Genomic DNA, 15593 nt, shown 5'->3' on the forward strand with positions numbered 1-15593 from the left:
GTAGCATCGATAGCTAATTTAACTTGCCCCCCGGCTCTTGCTACCACATTAAAATCTGGATTGGTAGACGCTCCATTCATGTAACGTGGATTAGAAAAACAGTTTGCTGTTCCCCATAATAACTTAACACCACTTTCAGCTTGCTTGCCTTTTATATAATCGGTAATGGTTTCTAAACGTGCTTCTGATTCTGAAAAAGTTGCACCTTCTTGAATTAAATCGAAATCGTGGAAACAGAAATAATCGAAGCCCATTTTACCAATAAATTCGAATGCTGCATCAGCTTTATCTTTTGCGGCTTGAATTGGATCTGATGATTGGTCCCAAGCAAATTTCTGTGTTCCTGGACCGAAGGGATCTGAGCCTTGACCACAGAAGGTATGCCAATATGCAATAGAGAATTTAAACCATTCTTTCATGGTTTTTCCTGCTACAACTTGGTCTGGGTTATAATATTTGAATGCTAAGGGATTGTCTGATTCTTTACCCTCGAATTTAATGTTTCCTATGCCTTTAAAATACTCTGTATTTGCCATTCTGAAAATGTGTTTAATGGTTTAATTTTTTATTTGTTTGTGTGTTTTTATTTTTAGTCCTCTGTTTCCGTTAGGGGTTGCAGTGGAATCCCCACAGCGACCTTTTTGGAGCGAGGACCTGCAACCTTTCGACTTTGCCTAAGACAGGCTACAAGCCCGACCCTTTTTGGGTAACCTGCCTGCCGGCAGGCGCCCTAATTATTATGTAAGGCTAACTCTAATTCTTTTTTCCATGTATTATAGGCTTTTACATACGGTGTTTTATCCTTTAATGGCTTAAATGTCATTACATGATCGTTATCCATAATGACTTTTCCGAAGGCTTTAAAATCGCCTTTATGTAAGTTAGCTGCTCGTGCAGCTCCTATAGCTCCTGTGGTATTGTAAATTTCTATTTCTTGACCAATGAGTGTGGCTACAGTATTTGCAAAAATTTCTGAGCGGAATAAATTATCGTTTCCAGCACGAATAACGCTTGCTTTAATGCCATCGGACTTTAGGATTTCCATACCATAAAAGAATGAAAATGCAATACCCTCGAGTGCTGCGCGACATAAATGGCCTTTGTTATGGTTGTTTAAATTAACATGTACCAATCGTGTACCTATTTCTTTGTTGTTTAGCATACGTTCGGCACCATTACCAAAGGGCAACAAACAGACACCGTCTGACCCAACTGGAATCTCTGAGGCCAAAGTATTCATATCTTCGTATGAGCCTACATCTAAATTATTTAGTAACCATCGGTATTGAATTCCGGCACCATTAATATTTAAAAGTTTACCAATTTTAGGGTTAGATTTTGTGTAATTAACGTGTGCAAAATTATTTACTCGTGTGCTTTCTTTACCTGATAAATTATCGGTTACCGCATATACCACGCCAGATGTACCACCTGTAGCAGCAACCTCGCCGGGATTAAACACGTTTAATGATAAGGCATTGTTAGGTTGATCGCCTGCTCTATAATATATAGGGGTTCCTGCTGCTACTCCGCTTTCGGCTTCACCTTTTTTATCGACTATAGATTGGATACCAAACGTTGGTACAATATCTGGCACTAAAGCCTGATTAATACCGTAATGCTCTAACAAAAAATTAGCGACCGTATCGTTTTTAAAATCCCAAAACATCCCTTCGGATAATCCTGAAATGGTAGTATTTATAGTATCTGAAAATTTATAAGCTATATAATCGCCAGGAAGCATGAATTTATGAATCTTGCTATAAACATCCGGCTCATTATCCTTTACCCATTTTAATTTTGATGCCGTAAAATTTGCTGGAGAATTTAGAAGATGGGCAGCACATTTATCTTCGCCAATAGCTTTAAAGGCATCGTTACCAATAGTTACCGCTCTACTATCGCACCAAATGATGCTTTTACGCAATGGATTTCCTGCTTTATCTACTACCACCAAGCCATGCATTTGATACGAAATACCAATTCCATCTATTTGAGTACTGGTTACATTAAATTCCTTTTTTAATTCCTTAATAGCATTGCAAATATGCAACCACCAATCATTTGGATCTTGCTCTGCCCATCCGTTTTTTACGGCTTGCATACTCATTTCTGTTTTAGGCTCTTGGACTACGCCTAAACTTTTTCCTGTTTCCGAATCGACCAAAGCCGCTTTAATGGAAGAACTTCCTATATCTATTCCTAAATGATAACTCATTTTTAGCTTCTATAATTTAGTTTGGTTATTAGTTTTTATAATTTGAATACAATAGTAAAAAAAATATCACTTTTACTACTAAAATTAAACTTAAATTGATATTAATTTTGCGCTAAAGCTACAAAAAGACTTTAAAACCACAAGCAATAAATTATTTCTTATTTCACTTTAAATATCCTAACCTCTTTTTTTTCATTATTAAACTAAAATATTTATTAGAGTTAGTGATATTATGAAGATTTATTTATTAACGTTTAGATTTTTGCGTTATTATTCACTTTTAAATAGAAATTATTTAAACTAAAATACTGCTTAGGTTAGGTAGCATGAAATGCGATTAAATTAGTTACTTACCTTAAAATTAAACTAGTGAGGGGGAGAGATGAATAAAAAAGACACGTTTATCTATTAGATATTTTTATCAGTGAAACTAAACTGTAGGCTACTTGTAATAAAATCCTATCTTTTTCATCTTTTAGAACCATCCCAAATTTAAATGCCTTCGTTTATTGTTAATACTTATAAACTAATTGCCGTCTTTTAATAAAATACTAGAATGAATGCAAACTAGTTAAAATGTTATTGTAGTACGTCTAATTTAGAAACTTGAAGCGTTTACAGCAATAATTAACATTGGCATAGACTAAAGTAACTATACTATTATTTTAGTAAAACTATTTGGAAAGCTATTTAGGCAGATACACTAGTGGTTAATAGTAGTATATATAAAACAAATTTTATGTTGTTTTTATATGTACTCGTTTTCTCGACTATTATAACCATAGTAGCTTATAACAAAATTAAAAGGTATTTCGTGTATACTTATAAATAATCTACTAATAGTATATTTCTAAAAAATCTGCTTTATTCGAAAAAACTCTAACATTAATAGTAGTTGCTGGAAACAATATTGTCTCTCCCATTTGTAATGAGTACTTCTTATTATTACACTCAATTTCAAAATCTCCACTAACACACATATAAATAACGAAAGAGTCTAGTTTAGAATAATCTTTTATAAATTCTCCTTGAACTTTAATAAAATTAGTTTTAAAGTAAGGAGAATGCACTAAGGTATTCGTTGTATTTATATCCTTTTTATAATTAGTTTTAAAATTATTATAGTATGTAAAATCAATAGCATCTATAGCCAAATCGTTATGTAATTCGCGCTCTTTACCTGTAGTAGCATCTACTCTATTATAATCGTAAATTCTATATGTAACATCGGAAGTTTGCTGAATTTCGGCTAGTAAAACACCAGCACCAATAGCATGAATACGCCCTGTAGGAATATAAAAAGTATCGCCTTTTGCAACGGTTTCATGATGCATAACGTTTAATATGGTATCCTCTTCCAATTGCTTAAGATATTCTTCTTTGCTAATTTCAGACTCGAAACCTACAATTAATTCAGCATCTTTATCTGCTTGCATAACATACCACATTTCGTTTTTTCCGAATGAATTATGACGCTCTTTTGCTAGTTCATTACTAGGATGCACCTGGATTGACAAAGGCGTTTTAGCGTCGATAAATTTTATTAGTAAAGGAAAGTCTTCCCCAAAAATTTTATAAACAGATTCTCCTAAAAAAGCACCTTTATATGTTTGAATGAGTTGTTTAAGGGTTTGCCCTTTTAAAGTACCACTTAAAACTTGGGTTTCATCGCCTTTTACATCAGATATCTCCCATGATTCGCCAATACTCTCTTTGTTATATTCCTTATTAAGGTGTGTTTTTAATTTTTCACCTCCCCAAAGGCGGTATTTATAAAGTGGCTCAAATTTTATAGGGTATAATTCCATGAATATATTTTATTAATTTTTATAGTCCATAATTAAGATTTGCAATTTAGCACATTTTTTAAATTTTATCATTTTTCAACTTAACTATATAATACCTTTTATAAATTATACCTTATTTAAATATTTTACTCATTATAGAGATTTAAATGTTATAATTTCAAATAATTAATGGTTTTTAATTGTAGTTTTTTTGCTAAACTAAACAGACTCTTCAAAAACATCGGCCTAAATAACTAGTCTGGCTCTACCAATAACTACAAGATTAGGGTTTACTAATTTTATATTAGGAATCAAGAGTTAGTGTTGATACCCTAGTGTATCTAAAATATCAACCACTAACGCAACAAATAGTTCTACTTTTACTATAATACATAGCTATGTATAATTATTCTATAACGGTTTTACATTAGACTTTTGTTTAACTTTATTAATTAGTTAGTTTTTAAATGTTAGCTTATAAGTATCTATAGCGTTATGGCCAATATCTATTTTTAAAGCGCTTTCAGGAACTTTCAATTGGCCTTCCTCCTCTTCAATTAAGTTTGTTTTAATAATAGTTGAAACTGGTTTTGAGAACTCAAGAATAGGCTGTTTGTTCTTACCTTCCATTTCTACCAACCTTAAAATAACATCATTACTCTGTTCACTCTTCTTAATAGTACTAATACGAACCATTGGGTCTGAAACGTTAACAAAACTCATGCTTTCAGGTAACTTAGCTCGCTTACTCTTTTCTTTCTTTACTATGTACCTTAATGGATGATTTGAAGCCGTACCAAACTTATAAGCGAATGATGAACTTGGAGAGCTAGTTCCTAAAGAAAACTTGAACTGATGATCTCCTGTTTGATGGTACCAATTACCTTCTCCGTGGCAACTTTTATGAGACGCCAACAAAAGCCCTTGAAGCACAGCGTATTGTACTGCTTCTCTTGTAGGATCAATCCAATCTGCAACGGCGACGTCAGTTGACATAGCTACTACTAAATCATCATTTTCCGCAGATATAAAATTGAGCACTTCACGAGGATGTACTGTTTCTGGTTTGCTGTCATAGGTACCTCCCCATGCCCAACCACCTGGAGCATTTTTCATTTCTGATGTACCTACCTCGGCAATAGCCATTGGTTGCTCAAACTTAATTTTAGAGTTCTCCATATTTAAAGGTATTGCAAACCTAAACTCTCTATTATGTGTACCGTCCCAATTTAATAAATCTATTAAAAAATCTATTTTCTTTTCTTGATGAAATACTCTAATTTTCTGAACAACTTCCGAATGTTTAAACTTAGTTTTAGCTACATAATCTGTAAATACAGCTCCATTATTAGTAATTTGCCATAAACTACTTTGGTTACTAGTTTTATTAAATCCATCCATATCTGGCTCCGTCATTTGAGTAAACTCTCCTGCGCCATTTCCTTTGTAGCCTAAGGTAAGTACGTCCCCACCAGAAAATTTTGTAGTATTTAGTATTTCTTTATTTAAAACCTTATCATACAAATACGTTATTCCTCCATTACCTAGGTGAATATTGTAAAAAGCATTTGAAACAACATTTGGTAACACCGATTTTTCAACTTTTAAGCTCTTTTTACCTCTTTTTAGATACAATGTTTTATAGCCCAACGAAGGAATACTTGGTGCATGTATATACAGGCTATTTTTATTTGTAGCACTCACTTGAGATGGTACTACTTTGTTGTTCTCATCCATCACGTAATATGTACCTGCATCATCAATATTAATCGTTACTAAGCCATTTCTTTCCCATGATAAATCATTAAATATAATGACAGCATTATCTTTTTCTGTTTGTATTTTTTTAGAAATTGATTTTAGTGAATTTTCAAGTAAACTATTGGCTTCGTTTGCTGCAAACTCCAACTTACTTTTAAAAATACTATCAGTTACATGACCATTTTTACCTCCCCATCCATGGTCTGGATAAATGGATTCTTCGAAGGCTTTAGATAAGCGTTCTGTTGGGTAGTTTTCAAAACTGTTATTTACCAGGGCATCAACGGTATTAAAAATCTCGGCAGACGGAAGAATCCTTCCTGCTTCTCTAGATGCCGATATAGCTTTATGGTGCCCTGGGCCATGAATATATGCCCAAATGTTTGGTCTGTCTCCTTCCAAGTATTCAAACTTAGCTCCTGGCTGTTTCATTTCAGATAGAAAACCAGTAACCGTTGAATGCCTTAGACTAGGTATTTTAACATCTGCCAAATCTACGATCTTATTCCATTCCTTGATAATTGGACCTACATGCGACGGCCCTGAAGCATCATTACTTAAAACTATAGCAAAATGAGGTGGTAAATTATGTTTTTTATAATAATCTCCCCACATTTTAACCCTTGTTTGTAATTTTCTAAGAGCCTCAATAGCGTCTTCTTCAAAAAACTTATAAAACATAATTGCCCAACCATAATTACCAGGAGAATAAGTTGCTACAGCAGAGCCATCTGGCGAATGCCAATTATAAAAACCTTCTCTCATTCTAGACACAAAAAGATTTTCTACACCAGACTTTGCAAGAATTTGTGGAAATTGAAGGGACCTACCTGGAACATCTGTGTTATATGCTGTTTTTTCGTTTACATTATCAAAATTATTTTTTATCCAAAGTTTACCCAAATACATTTCCCTTATCAATTGTTCTCCCATCTGCATACCTTCATAAGGTTGGTTATAGGTTGCTCCCCATGTAAAACGCCCCTCTTTATAACGTTCTAGTACTTCCGGTTTACGTTCTGGTTGTTCTTCTATAAATTCTTTAAGATTTAATGTTTGCTCCATACCAAAATGATAGTCACCATCTGTCTTCATGATATCCAATGCTGGTGCAATAATTTCGTTAATACGCTCATGTCTACAAACCTCCGGGGTGTCCATCCAGGCAATATCTTGATGAGAAGAAGAAATAACATGAAATGTTCCTTCTGAGAAATATCCCCAATCTGGTGTTACAAGTGGTGTAAACAGTTGTTTTTGATTATTAGAAGGTTTTGAATCTATAAACTCAATGGTTTCTGGATTTCCAAAAATTGGAAACCAAGCGAAAGTATTTTTAGCGTTGTATTGAATATTCGTAGTGTTTCCATTTTCAAAACGAACCTTTTTAAAAGTAGATTTAATACTCGTTTTTATATGAGCTTTTACTGCTAATTTACCTTCTATTTGCTTATATTCATAAGGCTTTGGGTAAGTAATACTTATTATTGATTTTTCTTGACAAAGGCCGTTAAAAAACACGAAAAGAGCCAAAACACTTATAGCTTTTACTTTTAGTCTACTATTCTTTTTCATTATTTTAAAGTTTATGTTATAACAAATTACTAAACCGGTTTAGTAATTTATTAAATAAAGTTATTATATTTATTTCTGAATTTTATTTCTTCTAATTTTAAATCTAAAATTAGGTCTTCATGCTTTGTAATATTTTGAGACATTTTATTTTCATTTTTTTTAGTAATGTTTATAAGGTTACACTTCCAATATAGTTCTTAGGCTGTATAACAGCTGTAAATGGTGTACTTAACAAATTACGCATCTTTATCTATTTTAAATTTATGAAATGTAGACTGGTAACCTTTGTAAATCTTTGGATTAGAAACTCTAGAAGCCTGAATTAAACCTAAAGCCTACATAAAATTTTACCCGAATTTTGTTTTTGTTACCCTTCATCCTTATAAAGTAATTTACAACCACATAATCTGTTTTTTTATTAGAACAATGTATATCCACTAATGCAAATAGTTTTATTTGATATGTTTAAATCATTTTTTATTAGGTATTCTTTTAACTATTTATTTTAACAACCTAAACTAAACCGATTTAGTTTACTAAAATATTACTTTCTATTTAATAATACTAATCTTTTTTCAGTTTGTTTTGGTTTATAATGCATCCTTATACGCCAAATTAATTCCTCGACATTTACTAGTTTAAAATTACTGCTTAACTTCGCTGCGTTTAATTTAGCCACTCCTGGTCCTATAATTGGTCCTAGTTTATTTTCAACAAGCTCACTATTACCCACTCTAGCCTTAGAGAACCTACTCCAAGCATGGATAGAAATTAAATTAAATAGGTTACTTGTATCTGTACTAACTTGCGAATTTAGTTTGTTAGCTATATACGTTGGAGTACCTTCATAGTCTTTATTTACGTTTCCAAAATTCCAAAGGGAATATTTAACTGTTACAATTGGAATATCATAACCGTCAGTGTTGGTTACCCAATATATTTCTCCTTTTCCACCTGCATATGGCGAATATTGTACAGCTATTATTCCTTCTAGTTGATTATTAGCTTTAATATAGGCCTTGTATGCTTCTTTTGCTTTTGCAGAACCTACATCTTTTGCCATTAACGATAAAACTTTAACACGGTGTTGCCTCATGTGCATAGCTGTGCTACTAGCCAATTTCTTTAAACTTTCGGTTCTGTTACGGTTTAAGCCAAAGCTATCGGCGTAATTATACCCTCCTCCAAAAGTCTGCACTATAGAAGTGTTTTTAGCTTGTTTCTCAAATAAATAGTTTAACACGTCTGGAGCCATCATCGATAAATTATCTACCGGGAGACCAAAAGCTACTTTCATGGTATTAGCTTCTGGATGAGTATAATATTGTTTACCACCAAATGCATTCATCATCCATTGTACATTGTCGCCGTCGGATAAATGATAGGACACATAGTTTTTATCTATTTCTTTAAAATCTATTGTCCTTGGATCTAATATTTTGGCTAGTCCTTTTTGGCGATTTTTATACAATATTGATGTTAAATTTAAATTATACATCCAATCTGCAGGTATCATAATATTTCCAGCTTCCGAAATCTTGTCTACAAACAAATGCTCTCCAACTCCTTGTTCCCAGCCATATACAGGGGCTCCAGGTTCTAGCCATTGTAATACCTCTTCAAATAAAGCTATATTTTGTCCCGCCGAAGCATCATTATATTGTTTATTTAAATTAATTACAAATAAATTGTTTTTTATGGCAAATTCCCTTTGCTCTGCAGTTTGAAGGGGCATAACAACCAAAGCATTATTATTGCATTTATCTTTGAACTCGTTCCATGCATCTTGGGTATGTTTTTTCGACGCATCGTACTTCATTTTAAAACCTAAAGAATCAAAATAGTCTTTATCCCTAATATCTACTATGATAGCGTTATGCACATGCGATGCTACCGTAGCCACCGTGTTGCTTTCCGGGTTATTTTCAACATCTGTTAATACATAACCATTAAATAAATCTTTCACTTGTACTTTTACACCATCAACATTAGTATACGTTTCGCTAACAAGTTCTATGGCAGTAGTTTGAGCGTATTCTTGAACACCCATTTTTGCCAGCCCTTGTTTGGCTGCTATATAAGTTTCTTTTTCGCTATGGTCATATAACCATATACCAATATCACTTTTTCCTTGGTCTACAGATCTATTTACTAAGCCTGATATAGATTGGCATAAAAGGTGATACTGGATACCTTTGGTTAATTCTAGATGGCCCAATTCATTTTTATGAAGTTTAGGTACTAAACCCGTAATACTCCAGTATTTCTTTGGCTTTATTTGCATTGCTAGATGCCAATATTGCCCTACATCTTTAAAGGAATCGTATTCGTTATTATAGGCTTTATCCACCTCAGAATTACTATGTTCTTTTTTTGAATTATTTATACATGCATTTGTTAAAAACGATAAAACCAAGACTGTTAATATTCTTTGCACTTTTAAGATTTTAATCATGTACTTTTTAGTTCTTAAGACTTAATGAATAAGGAACGGCATCTTCGGTACTTGCCCAATTTTTATTGGGAGTAGTGCTCATTTCAAAATTTAAGGTTCCGCCGGCCATTACATCATTATAATCTAAATACGATTTATTGTAGTCTTTACCATTTAGGCTTGCAGAATTTATATAAACATGAGCTTTGCTGTTTTGAGGTGCTAAAATTTTGAAAGTTTTTCCATTTCCCAAATGAATAGTTGCCTTTTTAAATAATGGGCTACCAATAACATATTGGTCTACGCCTGGTGTTACTGGATAAAATCCTAACGAACTAAATACATACCACGCAGAAGTTTGACCGTTATCTTCATCGCCACAATACCCATCGGGTGTTGGTGCATATAATTTAGTTAATACTTTTCTTATTTTTTCTTGCGCTTTATAAGATGTATTGGCATAATTGTATAAATATATCATGTGCTGTATGGGTTGATTACCATGTGCGTAATTACCCATGTTCATGATTTGCATTTCACGAATTTCGTGTATGGTAAAGCCGTAGTAAGAATGGTCAAAAACTGGTGGCATTTCAAACACTTCGTCCAATTTATTCTCAAATTCCTTTTTACCTCCCATTAATTCTATTAGCCCATTTACATCATGAAAAACAGACCATGTATAGTGAATACTATTCCCTTCTGTAAAGGCATCGCCCCATTTAAGCGGATTGAAAGGACTTTGAAAAGTACCATCTTCGTTTTTTCCCCGCATCCATTTGGTTTCTGGGTCGAATAGATTTTTATAGTTTAAAGATTGCTTATAGAAACGCTCTGCAACATCTTTCTTTCCTAATTTATCTGCCATTTGGGCTATGGTAAAGTCGGCATAGGCGTACTCTAATGTTCTTGCAGCATTTTCGTTGATACCGACATTGTACGGTACGTAGCCTAATTTATTATAATACTCCACACCTTCTCTTCCAACTGATTTTAGAGTATTTCCACCTTTTGAAATTGGACGCCCTTTAGACGTTTCCGCATTTTTTAAAATCGCTTCCAATAAAATCTCTTGGTCTTTAATTGTAATACCTTTTAAAAAGGCATCGGCTATAATTGGAGCAGAGTTAGAGCCTATCATACAATCTCTATGCCCAGGGCTAGCCCACTCTGGCAACCACCCCGATTCTTTATAGGTGTTGGCCAACCCTTCTATGATTTTTGAGTTTAATTCAGGATACATCATGTTAAAAAATGGAAATACGGCTCTAAAGGTATCCCAAAAGCCATTATCGGTAAACATATATCCAGGTAGAACTTCTCCGTTGTATGGGCTATAATGTACAATAGCATTGTTTTTATCAATTTCGTGAAATTGTCTTGGAAATAACAATACACGGTACAGGCAAGAATAAAAGGTTCTTAAGTTATCAATATTATCATCTTCAACCACTATTCTTCCTAATTCTTTCTCCCATGAAGCTTTTGCCTTTTTTAAAGTGGCTTTAAAATTGTCATCTCCTATTTCTCTATTTAAGTTAAGTTGTGCTTGCTCTGGGCTTATAAAAGAAGAGGCTACTTTTACGTGTACTTCTTCGCCTTTTTTGGTTTTAAAACCTATAATAGCACCTACGTGTTCGCCTTCATTTTCTGTACTATTTTCTATTAAGGTCCAATTATCTCCCCAGGTATGGGTTAACTCAAAATCTTTATCAAATTCAGCTACAAAATAATTATGAAAATTCTCTGGCACACCACCGCTATTGTTTCTGCAATACCCGATTATTTTACGTTCTTCTGGTAGTATTTTCACCATTGAACCTTTAAAAAAGGCATCTAACAAAATATAGGATTGATTTTCTGGAAAGGTAAATTTAAAATGTGCAGCACGTTCTGTTGGTGTTACCTCTGCAATAACATCGTAATCTGCTAAATAGGTCTTATAATAATGTGGTTTTACCGTTTCTGCTTTATGCGAAAACCACGATGCGCGCTCGTCTTCTTTAAACTTTAAATCTCCTGTCACGGCCATTAATGAAAACGCAGCATAATCATTTATCCAAGGACTTGGTTGGTGTGTTTGTTTTATCCCTCTAATTTTATGGTCATCATATTTATATGTCCATCCATCTCCCATTTTAGAGGTCATGGGGGTCCAAAAATTCATACCCCAAGGCATTGCTATAGCGGGATATGTGTTTCCGTTTGATAATTCAAAAGAAGAGTCTGTTCCCATTAAGGGATTTACGAAATCTACTAAACTTTCTTCTTTTATTGTTGTGTTGGTTTCTCCATGTCCGGCTTCTGTGTTAACACAAGAGACAACGAATAATGATAATATTAAATAAAATAACTTCTTCATAAATAATGTTTTATTGATAATAAACTTCTAAAAGTTTAGCCTTTGTTGCTTTTAATTGCAGCTCATTTAAACTTGCAGGAATTAATAATGTTTCTCCTTGTTTTAACTGATAATTTTCGCCGTTACAGGTAACAATAACCTCGCCTTCTACACAGATATAAATTACAAATGAATCTATTACTGAATAATCTTTTTTTACCTCTTGATTTAAATCTATAATATTAGTTTTAAAATAAGGAGAATGCACTAAGGTATTTGAGGTGTTTTCTTCTAAACTATACGTTGTTTTATAACTGTTACGCACTTGGTAGTCTATAACATCTATAGCTAACTCATTGTGCAATTCACGTTTATTACCGATTTTGGCATCAACCCTATCGTAATCGTAAATCCTATAAGTTACATCTGATGTTTGTTGTATTTCAGCTAATAAAACGCCTGCACCTATAGCGTGTACACGCCCTGTTGGAATATAAAACGTATCACCCGCTTTAACATTTTCATGGTGCATTACATCTAAAATGGTATTATCCTCTATATGTGTTTTGTATTGACTCTGTGATATTTCTTTATCGAAACCAACAATTAATTCAGCATTATCATCGGCTTGAATAACATACCACATTTCGTTTTTACCAAAAGCATTATGGCGTTTTTTAGCTACCTCATTACTGGGGTGTACTTGAATGGATAATGGTGTTTTTGCATCAATAAATTTAATTAATAACGGAAAAGTGCTACCAAATTTATTATACACTTCTTCGCCTACTAAATCTTGTTTATAATCTGTAATTAATGCTCTTAGTGTTTTGCCTTTTAGTGTGCCTTGAGCCACTAAAGTTTCGTCGTTTTCTACACCAGAAATTTCCCAAGATTCTCCTATATTTTCTTCTGTATAGTTTTTATGTAAAAGTGTTTTTAATTTTTCGCCACCCCAAATTCTATATTTATAAAGTGGGATAAATTTTAAAGGGTATAATTTCATTTTTATATCTATCTAGTATTTTTTTTCTTGTTTACTTATGCCAAATCAACATAATTTTCAATTTATTTACCTAGAATTTCCATGCATTTTAATGTAAAAAGTTTCTTTATGTCTACTTTAACAAAAACACAAGTATTTAAATTATAGGTTCTTATTTTTTTTGCAAACCATTTATTTAAAGACCGTAATTGAATAATTTCAAAATATCTTTATTTTTTTATCCTATTTTTAAACTATATTGAAAAAAATTGGATTTACATATTGAAGTTTTATTTCCCTAAAACCTTTTAAAGACATTGCAATATATTTGATGTAAAATCTATTTGTTTTTGATTAAAATCACGACAAGTACTTTGCCTATTTGTTTCTTAATTGTTTTGCTTAGTTAAAAACAAGGGGCCGTTATTGATGCTAAGCCAATAACTAACAGGATATTAAAAAAGTTAAACACCATCCGCGGCCTGTTGTTATAAGAACATACTAGACTATTTCTCGAATTACTTATTAATATATCTTTTAGGCTGAGGTTAAATTTATTTCTATTTCTTACTGGCCCATGCAAAAAATATAGCAACCAACAACAATGAACAATAATACTTAGAATTTTAAATGTAAATACTTCATTCTATTCCCTTACTATTTTGTTATTAACATTTTATTGAAAATCTTAAAGCATACAGTATGTTAACTTGAACTTGTCTCATTTAGTTTTTCCTGATTGCCGACAAAAAATCCATACCACATAATGTACAAAAAACACAGTAGAGGCAATATAAATGAAAAATTAATTTCTGATACACCTAAGATTTCTATATCAGAAACTCCAGCACCTCCAAAGTCTATAATATTACCCTGTAACTTAGGCATTAAAGCCCCGCCAACAATAGCCATGACTAAGCCGGCAGACCCTACTTTAGATTGCTCTTCGGTGAGCCCTCCTAAGGCTATCCCATAAATAGTTGGAAACATTAAAGACATGCAAAAAGACACCCCCACTAACATATATAAACCTAAGATTCCTTGAACAAAAATAGTACCTGAAACAAATATTATTGCTAAAAAAGCAAATAGCATTAATAATTTTCCTGAGCCAATAAATCTTAACATGTAGGTACCTAAGGCTCTACCTATAGTAAACAAAATAAATGCGACCATTTGGTAATACCCTGCTGTTACACTATCTACACCAATACCTTCTGCATACTGGTAAATATATGTCCAACACATAATTTGAGCTCCAACATATAAAACTTGAGCTAGTACACCAAGTATGTAGTTATTATTTTTAGCTAAGTTTTTAAATGTTTCTTTAATACTTGGCAAATTACCATCTTCTTTAGATTGGGGCATTTGGCACACTAAAAATAGCACAAACACACCTATAAGAACTAGTCCTAAAATTACGTACGGGTTTCTAATTACAAGTAAATCTGAAGTTTTAATTAGAATTTTAGAAGCCTCATCGAGCGATGAGAAGTTTTCAATATCATCAGATTTCAAGTTTTTAAGCACAAATTGTTGAGCAACAAACAACCCTAAGATTAATCCAACAGGGTTAAATGCTTGAGCCAAATTTAACCGTTGAGTAGCTGTTTCTTTTGCTCCCATAGCTAGTGCATACGGGTTTGCTGCTGTTTCTAAGAAGGCCAGCCCAAAAGTTAAAACATACAAGCCTAAACAGAAAAACCAAAACTTCTCTGTAGTAGCGGCCGGATAAAACAAAAGGGCACCTACAGCATACAGTGCTAATCCAATTAAAATTCCTGTTTTATAAGAATATTTTCGCATAAATATTGAAGCAGGTAACGCCATACAGAAGTAGCCTCCATAAAAAGCCATTTGTACCCATGCGGCTTGTGAATTAGAAAGTTCTAAAACTTTTTTAAAAGCCTGTACCATAGGATCTGTTACCGCATTAGCAAACCCCCAAAGAGCAAAAAGGGAAGTAACTAATATAAAAGGGAGCAACATTTTATTAGGAACCACTGGAATATTCGATTTCATCTTTTAGTCTATTGAAAATTATATCCTGCAAAATCCTATATTTTATTTGCATTGGGCTGTAAAATATATTCAAAAGCATGTAATTAACATTTAGGACAAATGACATACTGCTCTTAAAAAAAGCAATAACAATTTAAAAATGAATACATTAAACTCTATAACTTTACTTTACTTAAATCTAAAATATATTATATAATAGTTAAGCTTTAGAAGCTCAAATTAGAAGAGTCTACTGTTTTTATTACCCAATTTTGTAACCATTTTCAGTTTAAGTCCATACTTTAGTCTGCACAATAATATTAGTTTAATTTATAAATTAAGCACTACTAAGCGATATTTAGCCAATGGATTGTGCAAAAACGCCATAAATATTTCTTTTTGGGGAAAAGAGGTGTTAGACCATTTTAAAATGGTTTAAGAAATTAGTTTCTAAACTCTAAAACTATTTCATTTTCAGGATTGTTTTA

General features: G+C 32.7%; 8 protein-coding genes. All 8 read right to left on the reverse strand.

Annotated elements, in window-relative coordinates; all coding sequences use genetic code 11:
* Positions 1 to 536, reverse strand: a 536-nt coding sequence (locus BMY96_RS00005; RefSeq protein ID WP_489884282.1) for an apurinic/apyrimidinic endonuclease family protein, incomplete at its 3' end; no start/stop codon positions are given.
* 194 nt (positions 537 to 730) lie between these two features.
* Entirely contained in the window at positions 731 to 2218 is a 1488-nt protein-coding gene (locus BMY96_RS00010; RefSeq protein ID WP_092847485.1) for a xylulokinase, read from the reverse strand.
* 836 nt (positions 2219 to 3054) lie between these two features.
* Complete coding sequence (locus tag BMY96_RS00015) at positions 3055 to 4026, reverse strand: type I phosphomannose isomerase catalytic subunit (protein WP_092847488.1); 972 nt, start codon at positions 4024 to 4026, stop codon at positions 3055 to 3057.
* Positions 4027 to 4461: 435 nt separating this feature from the next.
* Positions 4462 to 7341 carry a glycoside hydrolase family 38 N-terminal domain-containing protein gene (locus tag BMY96_RS00020; protein WP_092847490.1) on the reverse strand — a complete coding sequence of 960 codons (2880 nt, stop codon included), beginning with the start codon at positions 7339 to 7341 and terminating at the stop codon, positions 4462 to 4464.
* Between the two features lie 544 nt (positions 7342 to 7885).
* Positions 7886 to 9796: a GxGYxYP domain-containing protein gene (locus tag BMY96_RS00025; protein ID WP_092847493.1), complete on the reverse strand. Its 1911-nt coding sequence runs from the start codon at positions 9794 to 9796 to the stop codon at positions 7886 to 7888.
* A 7-nt stretch (positions 9797 to 9803) separates the two neighbouring features.
* On the reverse strand, positions 9804 to 12137 hold the full coding sequence (locus BMY96_RS00030) for a GH92 family glycosyl hydrolase (protein WP_092847495.1): 2334 nt from the start codon (positions 12135 to 12137) through the stop codon (positions 9804 to 9806).
* Positions 12138 to 12147: 10 nt separating this feature from the next.
* Positions 12148 to 13122: a type I phosphomannose isomerase catalytic subunit gene (locus tag BMY96_RS00035; protein ID WP_092847498.1), complete on the reverse strand. Its 975-nt coding sequence runs from the start codon at positions 13120 to 13122 to the stop codon at positions 12148 to 12150.
* Positions 13123 to 13806: 684 nt separating this feature from the next.
* Positions 13807 to 15126 (reverse strand): L-fucose:H+ symporter permease, encoded by a 1320-nt coding sequence (fucP, locus tag BMY96_RS00040; RefSeq protein WP_092847500.1) that lies wholly within the window; start codon positions 15124 to 15126, stop codon positions 13807 to 13809.
* Between the last annotated feature and the right edge of the window lie 467 nt (positions 15127 to 15593).

This window comes from Algibacter pectinivorans (assembly GCF_900112595.1).
In the GTDB taxonomy this organism is placed as follows: Bacteria; Bacteroidota; Bacteroidia; order Flavobacteriales; family Flavobacteriaceae; genus Algibacter_B; species Algibacter_B pectinivorans.